General features: G+C 71.8%; 19 protein-coding genes. 10 read left to right on the forward strand and 9 right to left on the reverse strand.

The window, feature by feature from the left end:
* The first annotated feature begins 76 nt into the window (after positions 1 to 76).
* Positions 77 to 1,051: an NAD(P)-dependent alcohol dehydrogenase gene (locus ACFXMF_RS07360; protein WP_379991363.1), complete on the forward strand. Its 975-nt coding sequence runs from the start codon at positions 77 to 79 to the stop codon at positions 1,049 to 1,051.
* A 12-nt stretch (positions 1,052 to 1,063) separates the two neighbouring features.
* Here ACFXMF_RS07360 and ACFXMF_RS07365 read toward each other — a convergent pair whose 3' ends face one another.
* From ACFXMF_RS07365 to ACFXMF_RS07375, 3 genes are all read right to left on the reverse strand, one after another.
* A complete protein-coding gene (locus ACFXMF_RS07365) occupies positions 1,064 to 1,264 on the reverse strand; it encodes a WYL domain-containing protein (protein ID WP_379991364.1) in 201 nt (66 codons plus the stop codon).
* A gap of 326 nt (positions 1,265 to 1,590) precedes the next feature.
* Positions 1,591 to 3,291 (reverse strand): DUF885 domain-containing protein, encoded by a 1,701-nt coding sequence (locus ACFXMF_RS07370; RefSeq protein WP_379991365.1) that lies wholly within the window; start codon positions 3,289 to 3,291, stop codon positions 1,591 to 1,593.
* A gap of 110 nt (positions 3,292 to 3,401) precedes the next feature.
* Entirely contained in the window at positions 3,402 to 5,228 is a 1,827-nt protein-coding gene (locus ACFXMF_RS07375; protein ID WP_379991366.1) for a hypothetical protein, read from the reverse strand.
* 194 nt (positions 5,229 to 5,422) lie between these two features.
* On the opposite strand from ACFXMF_RS07375, the gene ACFXMF_RS07380 reads away from it, so the two are divergent.
* On the forward strand, positions 5,423 to 5,656 hold the full coding sequence (locus ACFXMF_RS07380; RefSeq protein WP_360315031.1) for a hypothetical protein: 234 nt from the start codon (positions 5,423 to 5,425) through the stop codon (positions 5,654 to 5,656).
* Between the two features lie 80 nt (positions 5,657 to 5,736).
* Here ACFXMF_RS07380 and ACFXMF_RS07385 read toward each other — a convergent pair whose 3' ends face one another.
* Complete coding sequence (locus ACFXMF_RS07385) at positions 5,737 to 6,633, reverse strand: hypothetical protein (RefSeq protein ID WP_380017767.1); 897 nt, start codon at positions 6,631 to 6,633, stop codon at positions 5,737 to 5,739.
* A gap of 399 nt (positions 6,634 to 7,032) precedes the next feature.
* Here ACFXMF_RS07385 and ACFXMF_RS07390 point away from each other — a divergent pair, with 399 nt between their 5' ends.
* The gene (locus tag ACFXMF_RS07390) at positions 7,033 to 7,974 is read left to right on the forward strand and encodes a hypothetical protein (RefSeq protein WP_360315035.1); all 942 of its coding nucleotides are present in this window, start codon (positions 7,033 to 7,035) and stop codon (positions 7,972 to 7,974) included.
* A gap of 151 nt (positions 7,975 to 8,125) precedes the next feature.
* Here ACFXMF_RS07390 and ACFXMF_RS07395 read toward each other — a convergent pair whose 3' ends face one another.
* The 3 genes from ACFXMF_RS07395 to ACFXMF_RS07405 all read right to left on the reverse strand — a co-directional run bounded on the left by ACFXMF_RS07395 (position 8,126) and on the right by ACFXMF_RS07405 (position 10,838).
* Positions 8,126 to 8,347 (reverse strand): YbdD/YjiX family protein, encoded by a 222-nt coding sequence (locus tag ACFXMF_RS07395; protein WP_360315037.1) that lies wholly within the window; start codon positions 8,345 to 8,347, stop codon positions 8,126 to 8,128.
* A complete protein-coding gene (locus ACFXMF_RS07400; RefSeq protein ID WP_360315113.1) occupies positions 8,344 to 10,419 on the reverse strand; it encodes a carbon starvation CstA family protein in 2,076 nt (691 codons plus the stop codon). Before ACFXMF_RS07400 ends, ACFXMF_RS07395 begins: the two co-directional genes overlap by 4 nt.
* Positions 10,420 to 10,592: 173 nt before the next feature.
* Positions 10,593 to 10,838, reverse strand: coding sequence for a DUF3311 domain-containing protein (locus tag ACFXMF_RS07405; RefSeq protein WP_379991682.1), 246 nt, complete (start codon positions 10,836 to 10,838; stop codon positions 10,593 to 10,595).
* 280 nt (positions 10,839 to 11,118) lie between these two features.
* On the opposite strand from ACFXMF_RS07405, the gene ACFXMF_RS07410 reads away from it, so the two are divergent.
* The 6 genes from ACFXMF_RS07410 (at position 11,119) to ACFXMF_RS07435 (ending at position 17,915) form a co-directional block, all read left to right on the forward strand.
* Positions 11,119 to 12,681 (forward strand): sodium:solute symporter, encoded by a 1,563-nt coding sequence (locus ACFXMF_RS07410; RefSeq protein WP_360315041.1) that lies wholly within the window; start codon positions 11,119 to 11,121, stop codon positions 12,679 to 12,681.
* Complete coding sequence (locus ACFXMF_RS07415; RefSeq protein ID WP_379991683.1) at positions 12,678 to 13,283, forward strand: SigE family RNA polymerase sigma factor; 606 nt, start codon at positions 12,678 to 12,680, stop codon at positions 13,281 to 13,283. The genes ACFXMF_RS07410 and ACFXMF_RS07415 overlap by 4 nt, the downstream gene beginning before the upstream one ends.
* On the forward strand, positions 13,280 to 13,558 hold the full coding sequence (locus tag ACFXMF_RS07420; RefSeq protein ID WP_360315045.1) for a hypothetical protein: 279 nt from the start codon (positions 13,280 to 13,282) through the stop codon (positions 13,556 to 13,558). The genes ACFXMF_RS07415 and ACFXMF_RS07420 overlap by 4 nt, the downstream gene beginning before the upstream one ends.
* Before the next feature lie 269 nt (positions 13,559 to 13,827).
* Positions 13,828 to 15,462: a discoidin domain-containing protein gene (locus ACFXMF_RS07425; RefSeq protein ID WP_360315047.1), complete on the forward strand. Its 1,635-nt coding sequence runs from the start codon at positions 13,828 to 13,830 to the stop codon at positions 15,460 to 15,462.
* Between the two features lie 195 nt (positions 15,463 to 15,657).
* Positions 15,658 to 16,950 (forward strand): MFS transporter, encoded by a 1,293-nt coding sequence (locus ACFXMF_RS07430; protein WP_379991684.1) that lies wholly within the window; start codon positions 15,658 to 15,660, stop codon positions 16,948 to 16,950.
* On the forward strand, positions 16,947 to 17,915 hold the full coding sequence (locus ACFXMF_RS07435; RefSeq protein WP_360315051.1) for a hypothetical protein: 969 nt from the start codon (positions 16,947 to 16,949) through the stop codon (positions 17,913 to 17,915). The genes ACFXMF_RS07430 and ACFXMF_RS07435 overlap by 4 nt, the downstream gene beginning before the upstream one ends.
* 60 nt (positions 17,916 to 17,975) lie before the next feature.
* On the opposite strand, the gene ACFXMF_RS07440 is transcribed toward ACFXMF_RS07435, so the two are convergent.
* Together ACFXMF_RS07440 and ACFXMF_RS07445 are read right to left on the reverse strand one after the other, a co-directional pair.
* Positions 17,976 to 18,671 carry a class I SAM-dependent methyltransferase gene (locus ACFXMF_RS07440; protein WP_379991685.1) on the reverse strand — a complete coding sequence of 232 codons (696 nt, stop codon included), beginning with the start codon at positions 18,669 to 18,671 and terminating at the stop codon, positions 17,976 to 17,978.
* Between the two features lie 44 nt (positions 18,672 to 18,715).
* A complete protein-coding gene (locus ACFXMF_RS07445; RefSeq protein WP_379991686.1) occupies positions 18,716 to 19,750 on the reverse strand; it encodes an ArsR/SmtB family transcription factor in 1,035 nt (344 codons plus the stop codon).
* 184 nt (positions 19,751 to 19,934) lie between these two features.
* Here ACFXMF_RS07445 and ACFXMF_RS07450 point away from each other — a divergent pair, with 184 nt between their 5' ends.
* Entirely contained in the window at positions 19,935 to 21,215 is a 1,281-nt protein-coding gene (locus tag ACFXMF_RS07450; RefSeq protein WP_380020559.1) for an alpha/beta hydrolase, read from the forward strand.
* Positions 21,216 to 21,256: the final 41 nt, after the last annotated feature.

Here is a 21,256-nt window from a genome sequence, read left to right on the forward strand (position 1 = left end):
CGGAGTTCGTTGCCCTAGCGTCGTAGTGGGCCGGGCGGATCGTTCGGCGCGTCCATCCGCACGGGACGGAGATGCGATGAAGGCGATCGTCCAGGAGCGATACGGCTCACCCGACGTGTTGCGGGTCGGGGAGGTGGACAGGCCCACGGTCGCCGATCGCGAGGTGCTGGTGCGGGTTCGGGCCGCGTCGGTCAACGCGCGCGATTGGCACGTCATGCGGGGTGACCCGTACCTCGCGCGGCTGGTGTTCGGAGCGACCCGGCCGAAGGCGCGGATCCGGGGCACCGACTTCGCGGGGGTGGTCGAAGCGGTCGGCGCGCAGGTGCAGGGGTTCGCCGCCGGCGACGAGGTGTTCGGCGAGGCGGAAGGTGCCTTCGCGGAATACGTCTCGGCGCCGGAGGACCTGGTGGCATCCAAGCCGCCGAGCGTGACCTTCGAGCAGGCCGCCGCGTTGCCTCTGGCGGGGTACACCGCGCTGCAGGGTCTGCGGGATGCGGCCGACGTGCGGCCGGGGCAGCGGGTGCTGATCAACGGCGCGTCCGGCGGTGTGGGTACCTTCGCCGTTCAGATCGCCAAGGTGCTCGGCGCGGAGGTGACGGGTGTGTGCAGCACTCGGAATGCCGATCTGGTCCAGTCGCTCGGCGCGGACCACGTGGTCGACTACACCCGGGCGGACTTCGCCGCAGCCGGCGTGTCCTACGACGTGGTGTTCGACCTGGTGGGAAACCGGACCCTGACGGACTGCCGGCGCGCGCTGACCGCGACGGGCACCCTCGTGCTCTCCGGCGGCGGGATGTCCGAAGGCGGCAGCCTGGTCGGCCCGATGGGCCTGCTCCTCAAGGGACGGGTGATGTCGCGTTTCGCGCGGCAACGGGTGCAGGTGCTGACGGCGACGCCGAGTCGGGAGAGTCTGGCGACGTTGGCGGAACTGGCCGCCTCGGGAAAGGTCGTGCCGGCCGTCGACCGCACCTACGGGTTCGACGAAGGCGCCGAAGCCATCCGGCACCTGGAGGTGGAGCACGCCCGCGCGAAGGTCGTCATCGTCATGTGACCCGGCTGTGGGTCAGGCGAGTCCATAGGCTCTGGCCAGTACGCCCACCTTGTCGGCCATCGCCCGGCGCAGTTCGTCCGGCGCGACGACCTCGACGTCGATACCGAGCCGCAGCAGCTCGCCGCAGGCATGCTCGATGCCCTCGATCGGGACGACCGCCTCGACCCATCCGGTGTCGCCGACGGCGGTCGCGGTGGCGTCGACCGCACGCACCAACTCCGGGGGGGACGTTGTCGGGCAGGCGTCGACGGCCCTGCGGGGACAGCCGAATGGTGGCCGTGCCGATATGGCGGCGGGTCCGGAAGTCCTCCGAAGGGGTACCGATCTTCGCAGGTCCGCTCCCGCCCCACCCGTACGCGATGGTGTGCGCTGCGAGCCGAGCACGGCGGGCCCGGTGGCGTGCGACCCGGGAGGATCACGGCACGGACCACGCCCGCTCGGCTGCGGCGCCGGGTCCGCCGTGGCCGCACCGTACACGGGATCCCGCGCAGCCGGGTTCGGCGGCGGAGGATCCCGTGTGGTTGGTGTGGGGTCGCAGGCTAGGGGGCGGGGATGGCGGAAAGTTCGTCCGTCAGGTCGTCCAGGCCCAGCGAGCCCTGGGACAGCGCGGCCATGTGCCAGGACTTCAGGTCGAAGGCGGCGCCCTGGGCTCGGCGGGCGTTCTCGCGGCCCAGCAGCCAGGCGCGTTCGCCGAGCTTGTAGCCGATGGCCTGGCCGGGGATGGTCAGGTAGCGGGTGAGTTCGCTCTCGACGAAGTCGGCCGGGCGGCTGCTGTGCGCGCCGAAGAACTCCTGGGCCAGGCCCGGCGTCCAGCGCTCGCCGGGATGGAACGGGGAGTCGGCCGGGATCTCCAGCTCCAGGTGCATGCCGATGTCGACGATGACGCGGGTGGCCCGCATCATCTGGGCGTCGAGGTAGCCCAGGCGCTGCTCGGCGTCGGTGAGGAAGCCGAGTTCGTCCATCAGGCGCTCGGCGTACAGCGCCCAGCCCTCGGCGTTGGCGCTCACCACGCCGACGGTGGCCTGGTAGCGGGACAGGTCGCCGGCGATGTGCGCCCACTGGGCGAGCTGGAGGTGGTGGCCGGGGACGCCCTCGTGGTACCAGGTCGACACGAGGTCGTAGACCGGGAAGCTGGTCAGGCCCATCGTCGGCAGCCAGGTCCGACCCGGGCGGGTGAAGTCCTCGGACGGCGGCGTGTAGTACGGCGCGGCGGCGCTCCCGGGCGGGGCGATGCACGACTCGACCCGGCGCACTCGCTCGGCGAGCTCGAAGTGGGTGCCGTCGAGCCGCTCGATCGCCTGGTCCATCAGGCCCTGCAGCCAGGCGCGGACCTCGTCGACGCCCTCGATGTGCGTGCCGTGCTCGTCGAGGTGGGCCAGTGCGACCCAGGGCGTGGCCGCGCCGGGCAGCACCTTCTCGGCCTCCTCGCGCATCTCGCCGAGGAGGCGGTGGTACTCCGACCAGCCGTAGGCGTACGCCTCGTCCAGGTCGAGGTCCGCGCCGTTGAAGAAGCGCGACCAGAGGGCGTACCGCTCCCGCCCGACGGTGTCGGGGGCGTCGGCGACGGCGGGTGCGTACACGTCCCGCATCCAGTCGCGCAGTTCCGCCACCCCGGCGGTGGCGGCGCGGGCGGCTTCGTCGAGTTCGGTGCGCAGGGTCTGCGGGCCGTCGGCGGCGAAGTCCTCGAACCAGCCTCGGCCGCTGCCGTCGGTGTCGGCCCACTCGCCGAGTTGGGTGATGCACGTCGCGGTCGGTCGAGGGCCCGCGTACAGCTTGCGTTCCAGGCCGAGGGCGAGCGACTCGCGGTAGCCGGCCAGCGCGTCCGGTACCGCGCGCAGGCGTTCGACGATCGCGGCCCAGTCCGCGTCGGTCTCCGCCGGCGTCACGGTGAACACCTCGCGGACGTCGTGCAGCGGTGTGCCGAGGTTGCCGACGGTGCGCAGGCCCTCGTCGGCCTCGTGCACCGCCAGTTCCGCGGTCAGCCGCTCCCGGAGCAGCCGGGCGCACCGGCGTTCGATGTCGCCCTCGGCGCCGGGCTGCTGCTCGGCCCGGTCGAGCCTGGCGAGGGTGGCCCGCGCCAGGTCGGCGCGCGCCTCCCGCCCGGCCGGGGAGAGGTCGGGCAGCCTGGCGGAACTTTCCGGGACGCCGAGATAGGTTCCGGTGATCGGGTCGATGGCGATGAGCTGGTCGACGTGCGTGTCGGCGACCTGACGGGGCAGCGAGGACCTGGTGTCTGACATGTGGACATCCTCGTATGACGACGGCCTCGGCGTCACATGGGTTGCCCGGTCGGGTGTCGGGTGGGCGGCGGCGGCGGCGCGCCGGGCCGCCGGTTGTCTCGGTATGGGCTTCAACGTTGTTCGGACCACGCGGCGCACTGTTTTCGGGCCCGGAGGGTTTCCGGGTGTTCCGCACCGCGGATGCGCGTCAGGTCTTGGACGAGGATCGCGTACAGCTCTGCCGCCTTGCCCGCCGCTCCGGCCTTGCCGGTCCAGTGGGCGAGGGCCGCCCGGATTTCCAGGGTGTGTGGGTGTTCGTGGCCCCGGTAGCCGATCAGGTCCTTCAGGAGGAGGGCGTACAACTCCCGTGCCTCGCGTGGTGCGGCCGTCGGACTGCGCCAGGCGGCATGCCATCGACGGGCGTCCAGGGTGTCGCGGTGGTCGGGTCCACAGTGGTGGATCAGGTCGGGAATGAGTTCCTCGTATATGCGGACCGCGGCCGTCGTGTCGTCGGTGCAGCCGGTCCAGAACGCGTGCGCGTGGCGAATGTTCAGCGTGTCGAAATGGTCGGCTCCGTACACGCGGGTCATGTCCTCGACCAATACCCCGAGCGCCTGTGCCGCCCCCGTCGCGTGGCCGGCCTGCCCCAGCGCGTGCGCGTGTGCTCGGCGGGCCCGGAGGGTACCCAGCGCGTCCGATCCGAATGTGCGACGCGACTGCTCGACCTGCGACCAGGCCGCCTCCACCGCGGGCGTGTTCGGCATGTCGACGCAGGTCCGTTCCTCGTGAAGGGCTTTCCGTGCCTCGGGGTGGTCGCTGCCGTGCACCCGAGTCAGGTCGTCGGCGAGCACGGCGAACAGGCGTGCCGCCTCGTCGAGTTGACCGGTGTTCTTCGCCTCGTGCGCATGGGCCCAGCGCAGCCTGAGGGTGTCCGCGTCCGTGCCGCGGACACCGGCGAGTTCCTCGGTGAGCCGGGCCCGGAGCCGCGCCGCTCCGGGCACGTCACCGGCCCGCTCGGTCCAGAGCACGTGTTCGCGACGGGCCTCGACCGTGGTGCCCGCAGCGCTGCCCCGTACCTGGGCGAGGTCGTCGGCCAGCGCGGCGAACAGCCGTGCCGCGCGCGCCGGGTCACCGGATTCGCCGACTCCGCGGGCGTACCTGTGGCGTTCGCGTAAGTCCTGGACGTATGGCCGGGTGAGCGACTCGTCGTGCCGCCGCTCCCGCCGGTAGGTGTCCCAGACATCGACCTCGGACTCGCCGCGCTCCGCCGGGTCCGCGTCGTCGCTCGGGTCGGATTCGGCGGCATCGAGCTGGAGTTCGAGGCCGCGGCAGTGGTTCTCGGCTTCGAGGACGCGGCGATGCGACTCGGCCAGTTCGGCCTCCAGTTCGGTCACCAAGCCGCGCAGCCGGGCCAACTCCGTTTGCAGCCGGGCGTTCTCCTCGTTCCAGCGCTCCAGCGCCCGGGTCTGCGCCACGCGTGATTGCTCGGCGCGCAGTCGGTGCTCGTCGAGTTGGCGTTGCAGCTCTGCAACGCGCTGCTGTTGATCCCGGAGTTCGTTGTCGAACATTCTTTCGCGCAACTGGGCCTGCTGGGCGTGTTCGTCGGCCAGGGCCAGCGCGTCCTTCAGGCGTTGCACCTCGGCAAGGTCGGGGTTGCGCGCCTGCAACACCGCCCGGTGCCGGGCCCGGAGGTCGGCGGCCGCCTCGGCGGTGATCCCCCGGCCCGTGTGTTTGGCCACGTGGTCCTGGAGTTGCACCACGAACTCCCAGGGGGGCACCCGGGTGCCGTTCAGGTAGCGCGAGACCGCCCCCTTGTCCCGGGCGCAGCGGGCGGCGTATCGGGTGATCGACACGTCCAGGACCGCGAAGAGCAGTCGCAGGCTTTCCGCCAGGACCCTCGATCCCTCGGTCAAGTCGGCTCCCAACGGGACCAGTTGGCCCCGCCCGGCTTCCGTCATCGCCACCTCCGTGTCCGGCCGAGCGGTCGTTGCGTCCGTTCGGCAACGGACAGTTCACCGTGTGGGGTGCCGCCCGACCAGTCGTTGCCGGCGAATGGCAACGATCGGTTCACCGTGCCGGCCGGCGCAACGGAGTGTGGCCCGTCCAGGCTGAACCCATTCTCATCCACCGCGACGTCGACAAGGCACCGTCAATGACAACCGAACCACCCTCGCCGCCCCGGCGGTACACCGACCTGGTCGCGTTCCTCGCGGTCCTGGTCACCGGAATCGTCCTCGTCGCCTTCGGCGTTCCGGCCACCTCGCTCGCGGCGGTCGCCATGGCGTTGGCCGCCCTCTACAGCGCCTGGCGTTCCGGTCATCGGCCGGGTCCCCCTCCACGTGATCGCGGGTCGTCCTCGGAGGACGACGACTCGCCGGTCGGCTGAGCCGGAGACCCGGCTCGGGGCGCTGCGGGCCGGGTCGTGCTCCGGCCCGCAGCACACCGTCGGCGGTGGTCGGTCGACCGTCAGGGCGCCAGGGGGAGTTGGTCGCCGGTGGCGCCGGTCTCCAGATGCGCGTAGTCGGGGTGATGCAGGCGGTGGTGGACGTAGATCTGGTCGGCCCACGGCGGGTCGAAGGGGGTGAACGCGCGCAGGCCCAGGACCCGGCCGATCGCCCGGTCCGGGTGGGCGGCGTTGAACTCGGCAATCGCGGCGGCCTCGCCGATCTGCTCGACGGTGCCCGGGAGATCGTCGAGGTAGCAGGTGACCCTGGGCAGCAGGTGCTCGTGGTCGGGCCTGCGGAAGAGTTCCAGCGCGGTCGTGGTCGAGGTGTAGTGGTCCAGATCCAGGGCGACGAACCCGACCGGGTGGTTCCGCAGTTCGAGGGCCCGGGTGTCGAGGTAGTCGGGCAGCGTCCGGGCGAGGTCGCCGATCACCAGTTCGGCGTCGCCCAGGCGGGCGCGCAGTCGTTCGTGGTCCATCGTGTAGAAGCCGGGGCCGAACAGGTAGGGCAGGTCCCGCGGATCCTTGGCCGGCGGCATGCCCACCCCGCCGTCGAAGCCGACCACCCGGACCGTGACACCGGTGGCGGCGGCGTAGTGCCGGGCGTGCTCGGCGAGCGCCAGCAGCCCGTTGCCGCCGGCGACCCCGAACTCGACCACCGTCACGCCCCGATGCCCCAGGCGGGCGGCCGACTCGGTGGCCCGGCGCACGCCGTACGCGTAGTGCGCCCGCTCCACCAGTCCGAATCGGTAGGCCGTCGCCGATCCGACTCCGGGCAGCCGGCGCAACAGCCGGTTCCGGGCCGCGTGCCGGGTGCCGGACTTCGACCAGTCCCACATCACGTCGGCCCACCCACCGGTGGGCCGACGACCGAACGGATGACCCTTCTGCGCACTCGAACGTGAACTTCCGCGCACCACGAGCGACTCCTTCTCGACACGACGAACGAACGGACAAACGAACGGACGAACGGACGAACAAACGGACGGACCAACGAACAGGCGCGTGGACGAGCGATCAGCGGCAACCTTTCCCGACTACCCCCTGCCCAACCCGTTCGACGGCTCGAACCGGTCGGCGGCGTCGAGGAACACGACCGTGGCGACGACCCCTGTGCCCAGGCCCGTTCCTCCCCCGCGGCCGGGAGTCCCTCGGGTGTGTCGGTATCGGATTCGTCACGCCCGGTGGCATTTCGGAACGTTGGGAACTGGTTCGGAGGCGTTCAGGTGGGGGGCGCCTGGCGGACACCGTGCTGCGTCATGGTCTTGGCGTTCGAACACGTTGGCGTGGGATCGGCGCGGTTGAGGAGTTCGGTGGCTATGAAGCTGGTCTCGAAGGGTTTGCGGGCGGCGTGGCGCGGGGCGTCGGTCGGCGCGGTGTGCGTCGCGTTGTGTGCGGGCGGCGGGCTCGCGGTTACGGCGCACGCGGCGGAGGCGGCGGGCGGTGACGCCCAGGCCGCGTTCCCGTCCGCCGTCAGTGGTTGGAAGCCGATCGGCAAGTACGAGATCGACGCGCAGTCCCAGGCCCAGGGGTTGGCCGGCGTGCGGCCCCACCATGGGAAGCCCTACATGTACTACGCCGGGAACACCTCGATTCCCGCGCCGGTGCGGGAGCGTGGCTGGGGGCACATCGGCGACCCGGACTCCTCGCGCGGCTACGTGTTCGACGCCTACCAGGGTGGTGGGGACGCGACCGCCAAGATGTTCCGGGTCACCACGCCGGCCGGGGACGCCTACGAGTACGTGCACCCGTTGGCGGCGGGTGAGGCGATGAACAACTCCTTCGCCGCGGTCTCCCCCAACGGCCGTTGGCTCGTCTCCGGCGAGTGGGACACGATGAATCGGTTGCTCGTCTTCCCCACGCCGATGCTGAATGAGGCCACGCCGCGGACCGGGGGCACCCTCCCGCTCGCCGCGACCATCGAACTGGACCGGCCGGTCAAGGACATCCAGGGGTGCACCTTCCTGGACGAGAAGCGCTTGGTGTGTGCGTCGGACGACTCCGACGCGAAGTTGTTCCCCGTCGCCAAGCCGCTGCTGCAGATCGAACTGAAGAAGGCGCTGAACGGGAAGACGGTGACCGGGCACGTGACTTCCCTCGGTGCACTGCCGCTGCTCAGCGCCTGCCCGGGCGCTGCCGCCGACTTCGAGACCGAGGGCAACGACTACGACCGCCGTACGGGCGTCCTGCGGGTCGAGATGATTCCGCCGCGTGACTGTGCCGCGCAGGCCACCGTGTACGAGTTCAAGCGCAAGCGCTGACCCGGGCCCCCACGCGGGACCGCGAACGCGCGGACCGCGTGGGCGGGTTCGACGCCATGACAGCCGATGCTGCCGTGGGCCGCGGGCGGTGGGCGGGCGGCGGCGAAGACCCGCTCCGCCGCCCGCCGTCGCGCGGTGCCGGCAACGGGTGTCAGCAGCAGCGTGCCTGCGGGTTCTCCTCGCGCCGCCTGGTCCGCCAGGCTTCGTACGCTCGGCGGGAGGGGATCGGCCGGTCCGGATGCTCGCGTCGGTGCCGCAGGCAGTGCCGGTCGTAGTCCGCCGCGCCGGAGATCTCCCGGAGATACCACCGGATCCACCGGAACAGCCGGTTCCGGGCGAACCGTGCGCCGATACCCGGGGCCGGCCCGGTCACGACGCTCCCGCCTCGTCGCCGGGACCGCCGGCGCCCGCGGTGGCGAGTTCCTTCTCCCTGGGCGAGGCCGTCGGTTCGAGCACCAGCGTCGAGGCGACGTAGGGCGTCTCGGTGGTGGGCAGCGGTACGCCGGCGCGGATCGCCCGCGCGCAGACCACGGCCGCGTTGCCCATCACCACCGCGATCAGGACCAGGAACAGGGCGATCAGTACGCCGTCCACGGTGCAGTTCAGCACCACGGTGTGCATGTCGTCCATGTTCTTCGCCGGGCCCAGCACCTTGCCCGCGTCGATCGCGTCGGCGTAGCGGTCGCGTTGGGCGAAGAAGCCGACCCGGGGGTCGTCGGAGAAGATCTTCTGCCATCCGGCGGAGTAGGTCACGGCCACGTCCCAGGCCAGCGGGATGCCGGTGACCCAGGCCCAGCGCAGTCGACCCGACTTGATCAGCACGGTGGTGGCCACGGTGAGCGCGACCGCGGCCAGGAGCTGGTTGGCGATGCCGAACAGCGGGAAGAGCTGGTTGATTCCGCCGAGCGGGTCGGTGGTTCCGGCGTAGAGGAAGTAGCCCCAGAGGCCGACCACCACGGCGCTGGTCAACCAGATGCCGGGCTTCCAGTCGACCCGGCCGATCGGCTTCCACACGTTGCCCAGCATGTCCTGGAGCATGAAGCGGCCCACCCGGGTGCCCGCGTCCACGGTGGTCAGGATGAACAGCGCCTCGAACATGATCGCGAAGTGGTACCAGAACGCCTTCATCCCGGAACCGCCGAACACCTCGGCGAAGATCTCCGACATGCCCACGGCCAGCGTGGGCGCGCCGCCGGAGCGGGCGATCAACGTCTTCTCCTCGACCACCGACGCCGCCGAGCGCAGGTCGTCGGGGGTGATCGTGAAGCCGAGGCCGGCCACCGCGTGCGAGGCGCTCTCCGCGGTGGCGCCGAGCACCCCGGCCGGGGCGTTCATCGCGTAGTACAGGCCGGGGTCGATCACGCAGGCCGCGATCAGCGCCATGATCGCCACGAACGACTCCATCAGCATGGCGCCGTAGCCGATCATCCGGACCTGCGATTCCCGCTGGATCAGCTTCGGCGTGGTGCCGGAGGCGACCAGGGCGTGGAAGCCGGAGAGGGCGCCGCACGCGATGGTGATGAACAGGAACGGGAACATCGACCCGGCGAACACCGGCCCGGAGCCGGAGCTCGCGAACGAACTGATCGCGTCCGTCTTCAGGTTCGGCGCGGCCAGCAGCACGCCGAGCGCGAGCAGCACGATGGTGCCGACCTTCATGAAGGTGGACAGGTAGTCGCGCGGGGCCAGCAACAGCCACACCGGCAGTACCGACGCGACGAAGCCGTAGCCGACCAGACAGAACACCAGCGTGGTCGGACTCCAGGTGAACGCGTCGCCCAGCGCGGTGTCCTCGATCTGCCCACCGCCGATGATCGCGGCCAGCAGCAGCGCCACCCCGATCACGCTGGTCTCCAGCACCCGACCGGGGCGCAGGAAGCGCAGATAGACGCCCATGAACAGGGCGATCGGGATGGTCAGCGTGACCGAGAAGGTCCCCCACGGGGAGTTCGCCAGCGCGTTGACCACGATCAGGGCGAGCACCGCGAGCAGGATGATCATGATCACGAACACCGCGAGCAGCGCCGCGACCCCGCCGACCCGGCCGATCTCCTCGCGGGCCATCTGGCCCAGGCTCTTGCCGTCGCGGCGCATGGACAGGAACAGGATCACCATGTCCTGTACGGCTCCGGCGAAGATCACCCCCACCACGATCCAGATGGTGCCCGGCAGATACCCCATCTGTGCGGCCAGTACCGGGCCCACCAGTGGTCCGGCGCCCGCGATCGCGGCGAAGTGGTGGCCGAACAGCACCCGCCGGTCCGTCGGTTGGTAGTCGACGCCGTCGTCGAGCCGTTCGGCCGGGGTGGCCCGGGTGTCGTCCGGTTCCAGCACTCGTTCGCTGATGAAGCGGGAGTAGAAGCGGTAGGCGATCGCGTAGGAGGCGACCGCCGCGAAGATCAGCCAGACGGCCGAGATCTCCTCGCCGCGGGCGAGGGCGACCATGCCCCAACCGGCCGCGCCGAGCAGCGCGACGACGGTCCAGATCAGGATCGATCTCGGGCGGTACGTACGGGGGTTGCGGGTGTCGGTCGTGGGGGGCACGCGGACTCCTCATCGGGCAGGGGGCGAAACGGCGACGGACGAGAACCTGCGGGTCGGCCGGGGGGCGGCACGGGTCAGGGAGGTTGCCGGTCGGGGCGGCGCAGCAGGAGACGGGCGACGAACATGGCGGCGGCGCACCCCGGCACCCAGGCGAGTTGGTACCAGTAGAAGAACGGGACGCCGGCCGCCGCCGGCTCCCGGCGCGCGTACAGGGGCACCCACAACAGCGCCACGACCGGCGCGGCGAGGCAGAGGCCGGCCGCGAGCCGGCGGGCCGCACGGGGCCGTGCGGGGGTGGGTGGGGGGTGCTCCCCGGTCATCGCGCCTCCTCCGGGTCGGTGGTGCGGGCCGCCGGTTCGTCGGCCCTGTGGAAGAGTTGCCCGGGCTCGCGTTTTGGTTGACAGCCGATGTCCCGCGGTTTTCCGCGGGGTTGCCCGACCGGGACGACGGACGTTTTTCGGCCACGCGCGCGGGCCCGGACCGATGGGCCGGGCCGCTCGGCGGCAACCCCGCCGGAATCGGCCGGTCAGGGCCTAAGGTCGGTACGCTCGCGGCAACCCGTGCCCGAGTGCGCTCGCACGCCGATCCGGACGGTGACGGATGACCGACGGGGCCATGACCGCGGCCGTCCTGATCGTGGTCGGCGGTGCCTCGCTGCTGGCGGTGGCCGCGCCGCGGCTGCACCGCAGTCACGACCTGCCGTCGTTGGAGGACTGGGCGCTGGCCGGTCGTGGCCTGGGCGCGGTCTGGACCTGGTTGGTGCTCGGCGGCACGATCTTCACCGCGTATACCTTCACCGCGGTGCCGGGCCAGGTGTACGGCCGAGGCGCGTCGGCGTTCTTCGCGCTGCCGTACACGGTGATCGTCTGCCCGATGGCCTTCGTGCTGCTCCCCCGGTTGTGGTCGGTGGCGCGCCGGCACGGCTATCTGACGGTGGGCGACTTCGTCCGGGGTCGCTATGGTTCGCCGGCGCTGGCCCTGGTGGTCGCGTTGACCGGGATCCTGGCCACGATGCCCTACCTGGCCCTTCAGGTGCTCGGCATCCGGGCCGTGCTCGCCGCCGCCGGGCTGCATCCGCGCGGTGCGCCCGGCGACGTGGGCATGGTCGTGTTGTTCGCCGGGCTCGCGATCGCCACATATCGGCACGGGTTGCGGGCGCCGACGGTGATCTCGGCGCTGAAGGCGGTGGCGATCTTCGGTTCCGCCGCGGTGGCGGTCGTGTTCGTGCTGCGCCGCTTCGGTGGCCCGGGGCCGATGTTCGAGGCTGCGGATCGGCGGCTCGCCGGGCGTGGGCCCGGTGATGCTTCGTTGGTGCTCGGCGCGCATCAGCAGGCCGGATTCGCCACGCTGGCGCTGGGTTCGGCACTGGCGTTGTTGTTGTATCCGCACGTGCTGACCGCGGGGTTCGCCGCGGCCGGCCCCGACACGCTGCGCCGGGTGTCGATCGCGTTGCCCGCGTGGACCGCGGTACTGGCGATGTTCGGGGTGCTCGGCGTCGCGGCGTTGGCGGTGGACGTGGACACGCGCTCGGGCACCGCCGAGGCGGCCGTACCGCTGCTGGTGGACCGGCTGTTGCCGGCGTTTCCGGCCGGACTGGTGTTCGGCGCGATCATCGTCGGCGCGCTGGTGCCGGCGGCGGTGATGTCGATCGCCGCCGCGACCTCGTTCGTGCGTAACGTCTATGTCGAGTACTTCCATCCGACGGCCACTCCGAAGCGGCAGATGCGGGTCGCGCAACTGGTGTCGCTGACCGCGAAGGTGGGCGCGGTGGCGTTCGTCTTCGGGCTGCGCGACCAGGCCGCGATCAACCTGCAACTGCTGGGCGGGGTGTGGATCCTGCAGATCTTCCCGGCCGTGGTGATCGGGTTGTTCACTCGGCGACTGCACCATCGGGCCCTGCTGGTGGGCTGGGCGGTGGGCATGCTGACCGGTACGGTCGCGGTCGTGCGGGAGGGCTTCGTCTCGCTGATCCGGGTCGAACTGGGAGGTCACGGCGTGCAGATGTACGCGGGGCTCGCCGCGCTGCTGCTCAACCTGGCGGTCACCCTGGCCCTGACCGAGGTGTTCGACCGGTTCGGTGCGACGCGCGGCCCGGACGACACGGCCCTGCCGTCCCGGTCGACCGGCCGGGGCGTCGCGGGGAAGGAGGCGAACGGCTCGTGAAACGCCTGCGCCGCGACGCGCCGGCGCCCGCCGCGACGGGCCCCGGGCCGGCCCCGGAGCAGCCCGAGCCGGGCCCGAATCGGGTGCCGCCGCAGTTCGCCGCGGGTGCGACCGAATCCGAGCGCGAGGCGCAGGTCGCGCGCCTGTTCGACCTGCACTATCCGTCCATGTTGCGGCTCGCCACGCTGCTCGGCGCGGACGATCCGGAGAACATCGTCGCCGAGGCGTACTACGAGATCTACCGCAAGTTCCGCAGGCTGCGCACGCCCGAGGCCGCCGCGGCCTATCTGCGGTCGGTGGTGTGCAATCTGGTCCGGATGCGAATACGCCATCTCCAGGTCGTCCGCCGGCATGTCGAGGAGCCCTTGGGCACGGTGGCCTCGGCCGAGACCTCGGCCCTGTTGCGCGACGACCAACAGGCGCTGATCCGCGCTTTGCGCGAGTTGCCGGCGCGCCAGCGCGAGGCGCTGGTGCTGCGCCATTGGCTGGGGCTGAAGGAGAAGGAGATCGCGTCGACCATGGGCATCTCGGTCGGCTCCGTCAAGACGCACACCGCGCGTGGGATCGCCGCTCTCACGCAGGCGATGGAGGTACGGCGATGAACAACCCTCCCGACACCGAGGCGACGAACAACCCTTCGGGCACCGAGCGGCAACTGCGGGAGGCACTGGAAACGTTGGCCGCCGGTGTGCACCCTGCCCCCGACGCGTACCGCACCGCGCACGGCGACTGGCAGCGCCGCGAGCGCCGCCGCCGGCTGATCCTGGCCACGCTGATCCTGCTGGTCTTCGCCGCGGCCACGGTGATCGGCGTCCTGGTCCTCAATCACGCGCCGGCCGATCCGGGCCCGACCTTCGAGCATCCGCCCGCTCCGTGACGCCCGCGCGGCGCGGGTCGAGACGGCCCGCCACCGCTGTGCGACGCCTCGAAGTCTTGTTAGTAAAGTTTCCTAACAAGTCTTGACGGCGCGCGCGGCGCCTTGGGATCGTCGGGGCCAACAACCGGGCCGGAGGCTCCTGTTGGGGCACCGCGGGCACCCGACCGCGGTGGTGTCCGAGCACGCGACGGCACCTCTCCGGCCCATTCGAGCGCACCATCCTGCCCGGCTCAGGCACGACGATCGGCTCCTCAACGCTGGAGGACGACGTGCACCTGTCCCTGCCCCCGCGCCCGACCCGCCGAAGTCCCTCGTTCCGCACCGCTCGGCGAGCCGTGTCCCGACTGCCCAGATTTCCCGCCGTTCTCGCCGTGATCGCCATGTTGGCCACGGTGTTGACCTTCGTCGAAACCGCCTCCGCCGCGGAGGTGTTGCTCTCCCGCGGCAAGCCCGCCACCGCCTCGTCCAGCGAGGACTCCACCCTCGGCCCGGCCAAGGCCGTGGACGGCAAGACCACCACCCGATGGGCCAGCACGGAAGGCGCCGGCGCCCAGTGGCTGAGCGTCGACCTCGGCTCGGACGTCTCCATCTCCCGGGTCAAGCTGACCTGGGAGGCCGCCTACGCCAAGGCGTACCGGATCGAGGTCTCGCCCGACGGCGCGTCCTGGACCAAGGTCTACAGCACCTCCGCCGGCGACGGCGGCACCGACGACCTCGGCGCACTGTCCACCCACGGTCGCCACGTGCGCGTGTACGCGACCACGCGAGCCACCGACTACGGCTACTCCCTCTGGGAGTTCGAGGTCTACGGCGCCGGCGGCCCGGACACCACCGCGCCCACCGCGCCCACCGCGTTGCGGGTGACCGGCACCACGCCCACCGGCGTCTCGCTGGGCTGGACCGCGTCCACCGACAACGTCGGGGTGACCGGCTACGACGTGCTGCGCGACGGCGTCACGGTCGGCACCAGCGCGGGCACCTCCTACACCGACACCGGCCTGAGCACCGGAGTCGGCTACACCTACACCGTCCGCGCCCGCGACGCGGCGGGCAACCTGTCCGCGCCGAGCGCGTCGGTGGTCGGCACCCCGCAGGCCGGCGGCTCCTCGTTCACCGTCGTCGCGGCGGGCGACATCTCCGACCCGGGCTGCACGTCGGCCCAGGAGTGCGGGGCCGAGCAGACCGCGCGCCGGGTCGAGGCGATCAACCCGGACGAGGTGATCACGCTCGGGGACAACCAGTACGACACCGGCAGCCTCTCCGACTACCGCAAGTACTACGACACCACGTGGGGTCGGTTCAAGGACAAGACCCGTCCCGCCCCCGGCAACCACGAGGCCGACGACAACCCGTCCGAGGCCGGCTACAAGGCCTACTTCGGCAACCGCGCAACACCCAACGGCACCACCTGGTACAGCTGGGACCGCGGCGGTTGGCACTTCATCGCGCTCGACTCCGAGCAGTCGATGTCGGCGACCTCGGCACAGATCCAATGGCTCAAGGCGGATCTGGCGAACAACGCGCAGGGCTGCGTGGCCGCCTACTGGCACAAGCCCCTGTACAGCTCCGGGCCGCAGGCCGACAAGGTGAGTCAGGCCGCGTGGCAGGTGCTCTACGACGCGCGCGCCGATCTGGTCCTCAACGGACACGACCACCTCTACGAGCGCTACGCGCCGCAGAATCCCAAGGCCAAGGCGGATCCCGCCGGCATCCGCGAGTTGCTCGTGGGCACCGGCGGCGCGGACCCCTACGACTTCGAGAGTCCGCAGCCCAACAGCGAGAAGCGGGTCACCGGTTCGCCGGCCGTGCTCAAGCTGACCCTCTCCGCCGGCAGCTATTCCGGACAGCTCGTGCGCTACGACGGCAAGCAGCTCGACACCTTCGGGCCGGTCGGCTGCCACTGAGCCAACCGAACGTGCGGGCCGGCCGGCGACCTGTTCCCCGGCCGGTCCGCACCAGGCCCGGCCACCGCCTCCCGTCCGGTGGTTGCCGGCCGGTGGCTGCCGGCCGTCGCACCGCGACACACCCCGTTTCCACCCCGTCCCGCTCCGACCCGACCCGAGTCCACCGTCCCCGGACGGATCGAGGGAGGACCGCCCGTGTACATCGCCGCCACCCGGCGCGCGGATCAGGCCGGTGGGATCGCCTCGGCCAAGGCACCGCGCAGATTCGCACGCAACATCCCGGCCAACGTGCTCGCGCTCGGCGCCGTCAGCCTGGTCACCGACATCTCCTCGGAGATGGTCACCGCGGTATTGCCCACCTACTTCGTGCTCACCCTGGGACTGAGCCCGCTGCAGTACGGGCTCCTGGACGGCACCTACTTCGGCATCACCGCCTTCGTGCGCCTGCTCGGCGGCCAGGTGGCCGACCGCACCCGTCGGCGCAAACTGGTCGCGGGCACCGGCTACGGGTTGTCCGCCGTATGCAAACTCGGCCTCCCGCTGGCCGGTTCCTCGATCACCGGGCTGGGTCTGGTGCTCGCGGCGGACCGCACCGGCAAGGGGCTGCGCACCGCGCCACGCGACGCGCTGATCACGCTCAGCACCCCCGCGCCCGACCTGGGTCGGGCATTCGGCGTGCACCGCGCGATGGACACGGTCGGCGCGTTCCTGGGCCCGCTCGCCGCGTTCGCGGTGTTGTGGGCCACCCACGACGCGTACGACGCGGTGTTCGTGGTGAGCTTTTGCGTCGCCTCGTTCGCGGTGTTGCTGATGGCGCTGTACGTGCGCGACCACCACGAACCGGTCGGGCCGCGCCGCGAGTCGTCGCTGCGGGCCGCGTTCGCGCTGCTGCGGCTGCGTCCGTTCCGGCGCACCTGTATGGCCGCGACCATGCTCGGACTGCTCACCGTCGGCGACACCTTCGTGTATCTCGTGTTGCAACACGGCTTCGACATCCCGCTGCGCTACTTCCCGTTGCTGCCGCTGGGCACGGCCGGCGCGTATCTGCTGCTCGCGGTGCCGCTGGGTCGCCTCGCCGACCGGGTCGGTCGTTTCCGGGTCTTCCTGGGCGGCCATCTCGCGCTGCTCGCGGCCTACGCGGTGGCCGCCGCACCCGACGGCGACCGCACGCCGGGCTCGCTGCTGTTGTGGACGGTGTTGTCGGCCGTGCTCGTGCTCCAGGGCCTGTTCTACGCCGCCACCGACGGGGTACTGATGGCCGCCGCCGGGCCGCTGTTGCCGGTGCACCTGCGCACCAGCGGCCTGGCCCTGCTCCAGACCGGTCAGGCCGGCGCCCGATTGTTCTCCTCGGTGCTCTTCGGCGCGGCCTGGACGTTGTGGGGTGCGGGCCCCGCGTTGCTCGTCATGGGCGTCGGGTTGGCCGGCGCCCTCGTCGTGGCCCGATGGCTGCTGCCGTCGCGGTCCCCACTGCCGGAGGTGACCGGATGAAGCGCGCCCTCGGCCTGCTGCTCGGCCTGCTCGTGCTGGTCGGGGTGGCGGTCGGCTACTCGACCTTCGCGGCCGGCCGCGAGGACGACGCACAGGTGCGGCGCCGGCCGCTGGACCTGGCCGCCGGCGGGCAGTTGGTGTTCGTGGACACCGCCCGCAAGGGCGGCCACCGCACCGTGGCCGCGACCGCGATGGACCCGGCCGGCGCCACCGGCCCGGCCCGTACCGACAGCGGACTGCGCTGCGAGCGCTTCGCCGTCGGCGCGGCCACCGGTGTCTGCCTGCAGACCCGCGGCGGCCCGCTGCCCGGTACCGACGCGCTGATCGTGGACCCGGCGATGAACGTGCGACGCCGGATCGAACTCGCGGGCACCCCGTCCCGGGCCCGGGTCTCGGCGAGCGGGCGCATGGTGTCCTGGACCGTCTTCGTCACCGGCGAGTCCTACAACAAGACCGGGTTCTCCACCTGGACCGGCATCCTGGACACCCGCACCGACTACACGCTGATCAACATCGAGGCCATCCCGCTGACCATCGACGGCAAGCGCTACCGATCCGCCGACGTCAACTACTGGGGCGTCACGTTCGCCGCCGACGACAACCGCTTCTACGCCACCGTGTCCACCAAGGGCCGCACCTACCTGGTCGAGGGCGACTACGCGAACTGGGAGGCGCACACGGTGCGGGAGAACCTGGAATGCCCGTCGTTGTCCCCGGACGGCACCCGGATCGCGTTCAAGAAGCGCTCCGGCGCCACCACCTGGCGACTGCACGTGCTGGACCTGGCGACCATGCGCGAGACCGCGCTGGCCGAGCGGGAGAGCATCGACGACCAGGCGGCCTGGCTGGACGACCACACCGTGATGTACGGCCGGGGCCGCGACGTCTACGCGACGCCCGCCGACGGATCGGGCACCCCACGCCTGCTCGTCGCGAAGGCGTCCTCGCCGACCGTGCTGCGCTGAGCACCCCCTCCCCCGAGGCCGCACCTCGCGCGCCGGGTCCGTACGCCGGGCCCGGCGCGCTCAGTGCACCGGCACCGCCCGGACCCAGGTGCCCGCCTCGTCCAGAAGGTCCTCCACCGCGAGACCGGACCCGGCCAGGAGGTCGGCGAACCCCGCCTCGGTGAACACCCGGGACCGGAACTCGTGCACCCACCGCGCGTCGGGATACTCGTAGAGCATCCGCACCGCGCGCAACGTTTCGTCACCGTCGATCGGCTCGGAGCCGAGCATGTGCACCGCGCCGCCCGGGTATTCGCGCACCCGGGGCACGTTCTCGTGCCAGCCGGCACCCTCGCGTTGGATCAACACCACGCCGTCGTCCGCGACATGCGCCCGGCAGGTGTCCAACAGGGCCCGACACGCCTGTGCCTCGGCGGTGTTGATCAGGTAGGACGCCAACAACACCACGTCGAACCGCTCGTCCAGCCGCAGTTCCTCGATGCCGGCGGCCACCGTGCGTGCCCCGCGCACCCGGGCGAGCATCTCGGGCGACTCGTCCACCGCCGTCACCGACCAGCCGCGCTCGACCAACGCGTGCGTCACCCGGCCGGCACCGCTGCCCAGTTCGAGCAGCGTGCGGGCGCCCGACCGGGCACCCAGGGCGATCGTCTCCGGCTCGTCCCCGACCGTCATGCGCTCGTACATCTGCACCGCACACCCGTCCGGGGTGAACGCCCCGGGCCCCTCGCCGTGATGTCCCTCGCGCATGCGTGTCATCGACTCGTCTCCCTTGGTCCGGCGACATCCGACCACCAGCGAAGTCAGCCGCGCCGAACCGCGTCAACTCCTTCGGCCAGGACCGAAAGCCGCCCCGATCCGCCGGGCCGGCCGGTGTGCCGACCGACCATCAGGGCACCCAGGGTGGTGCGTTCGTGGCGCACCGACCGACCGGCCCGGGTGCTCGTGAGCAGTCCCGCGCCCCGCAGCGCGGCGGTGTGCGCGGAGACGGTCGCGTTGCCCACCCGGAGCCGGCGGGCGAGTTCGCCGGTGTTGTGCGCGCCGGTGCCGAGCAGTTGCAGGATGTCGAGCCTGGTCCGGCCGATCACGGCCGCCAGTGCCTCCTCGGTGCCGCCGGGCCCGGCGAGGGCGAGCGGCAGGCCCGGCCCCGCCGGATAGGTGACGACCACCGGCCGATCGGGCAGGTTCGACAACAGCGGGTGTGCGCTCCAGTGGAAGGTGGGCAGGAGCAGCAGACCGCGGCCGTGCAGCTCGATGTCCGCGTCGCCCGCACCCGCGAACTCCCAGACGTCCCCGTGCAGTCGGCTGCCCGGGACCAGTTCGGTCAACGTCGCGCCGAGGCCGTGTTCGGCCGTGGTCAGCGCGTGCCGGGTGAACTCCGCGTGATGCAGGTCCTGTACCAGGGACCACACCGGGCCCAGCACCGTCTCGAAGGCCGCGTGCTGGGCGCGGCGCACCGACCGCCAGGCGTCCGCGTCGCCGCCATGCAGGCTGCGGATCCACGGCGGCACGGGGGTCGGGTGTCCGGCGTAGACACGTTCGAGCTCCGCGCGCACCATCTCCGGCCGGGTGCTCCGGATCTCGTCCAGCCCCTCGGTCAGCGAGTCGGCGAACACGTCCAGGAACAGCGGCGGGCGCCCGCCGGGGACCAGGTCGGCCAGCGGATCGACGGCCGCCGGCAGTGCCCGCAGCAGTCGTTGCCGCCAACGCCCGAAGAGCAGTGGGTCGTCGGGGCGGACCATCCGCGACAGCGCGACGTTCAGCTCCTGGAGCGGGGCCGGTCTCGGAGCGAACCGGACCCGGGCGAAGTCGGCGGCGGTGAAGCGGATCCGGACCATTACTCCCCCTACGGCTGCGGCGCCGGCTTTTCGGCCCTGGCCACAACCTTCGCGGCTGCTCCCGGGCACGAGCCAGCCTTCGGGACATGCCCCCGACATTGGCACGCAGGGGCGGTCGATACCACAAGGGTGCAGGTCGCGCGGCGGTGCCGCAGCCGGCCGCAGCACGACACGAGGAGGGTTTGTGAAACGCAAAGCGGAAGCGCAGACGACAGACCGGGTCGAGGGGATCGGGCGCCGCCGGCTCGTCGCCTCGGCCGTACCGGCCGCCGCGCTGCTCCTGGCGGGCGGCATCACCCGCGCCGCTCCCGCGTCCGCGCGACCGGTCGATCGGCGACCCGCGAACGACGCCGTGTTGCGGCTCGTGCCGCCGACCGGTCCGCATGCGATCGGGACCACCACGCTGTATCTGGTGGATCGTTGCCGACCGGACCCCTGGGAGCCGATCCCGGTGCGCGAGGTGATGGTCACCGTGTTCTACCCGGCCCGCGGGGTGCGCGGATTCCCGATCGCCCCGCAGTTGCCCGCCCGGGCCGCGGCGGAATTCGCGACCGCGGCCCGGGCGACCCATCCCGAGTTGCCGGCGGCGGGCGTGGACTGGGCGGCCACCGCCGCGCACGCGCACGAGAACGCGCCCGCGCGGGCCGGCCGACGTCCGGTGTTGCTGTACAGCCCCGGCGGCGTCGACCCGCGCGGCATGGGTACCGGCATCGCCGAGGAGTTGGCGAGCCGGGGCTATGTCGTGGTGAGCATCGACCATCCGGGAGACGGCGCCGTGGTGGAGTTCCCGGTCGACCTGCCGGGCCGGGACGGCCGGGTGCGCTGGACCGTGCTCCGAGCCGACCCGCGCAGCGATCCCGGACTCTTCCGCACCCTGATCGACACCCGGATCGCGGACACCCGGTTCGTCCTGGAACAACTGGCGGTCCTGGCCTCGGGCGGCAACCCGGACCCGACCGCCCCCGCACTGCCCGACGGCCTGCATCGGGCGCTCGACCTGCGACGGGTGGGCGTCTACGGCCACTCGGCGGGCGGCACGACCGCGGCCGAGACGATGCACGAGGACCGCCGCATCGCCGCCGCGATCAACCTGGAGGGATATCTGGACCACCCGCCGCCGGCGCCGGGCGAGGCGGGCGAGTTGTACCCGATCGCCCGCGAGGGCACCGACCGGCCGCTGCTCTTGGTCGGCAGCGACGGCTTCGGGCATCGAGCGGACCTGGAACCCTCGTGGTCCGCGCTGCGCGCGAACTCGCGCGGGCCCATCCCTCGGCACCTGATCGAGCACGCCGCGCACCACGTGTTCACCGACCACGCCGTGCTCGCACCGCAACTTCAGGCCACCGGGCTGATGTCGGCGGCCGACCGGACCGCCCTGATCGGCACGATCGCACCGGCGGCATCGGTGCCCCTGGTCCGTCGGCTGGTACACACGTTCTTCGCCCGACACCTGCCCACGCGCTGACCACCGCCGGCTCGTCGCAGATCAGCAGGTCGGGATCGACC

It is taken from the genome of Embleya sp. NPDC059213, assembly GCF_042754445.1.
In the GTDB taxonomy this organism is placed as follows: domain Bacteria; phylum Actinomycetota; class Actinomycetes; order Streptomycetales; family Streptomycetaceae; genus Embleya.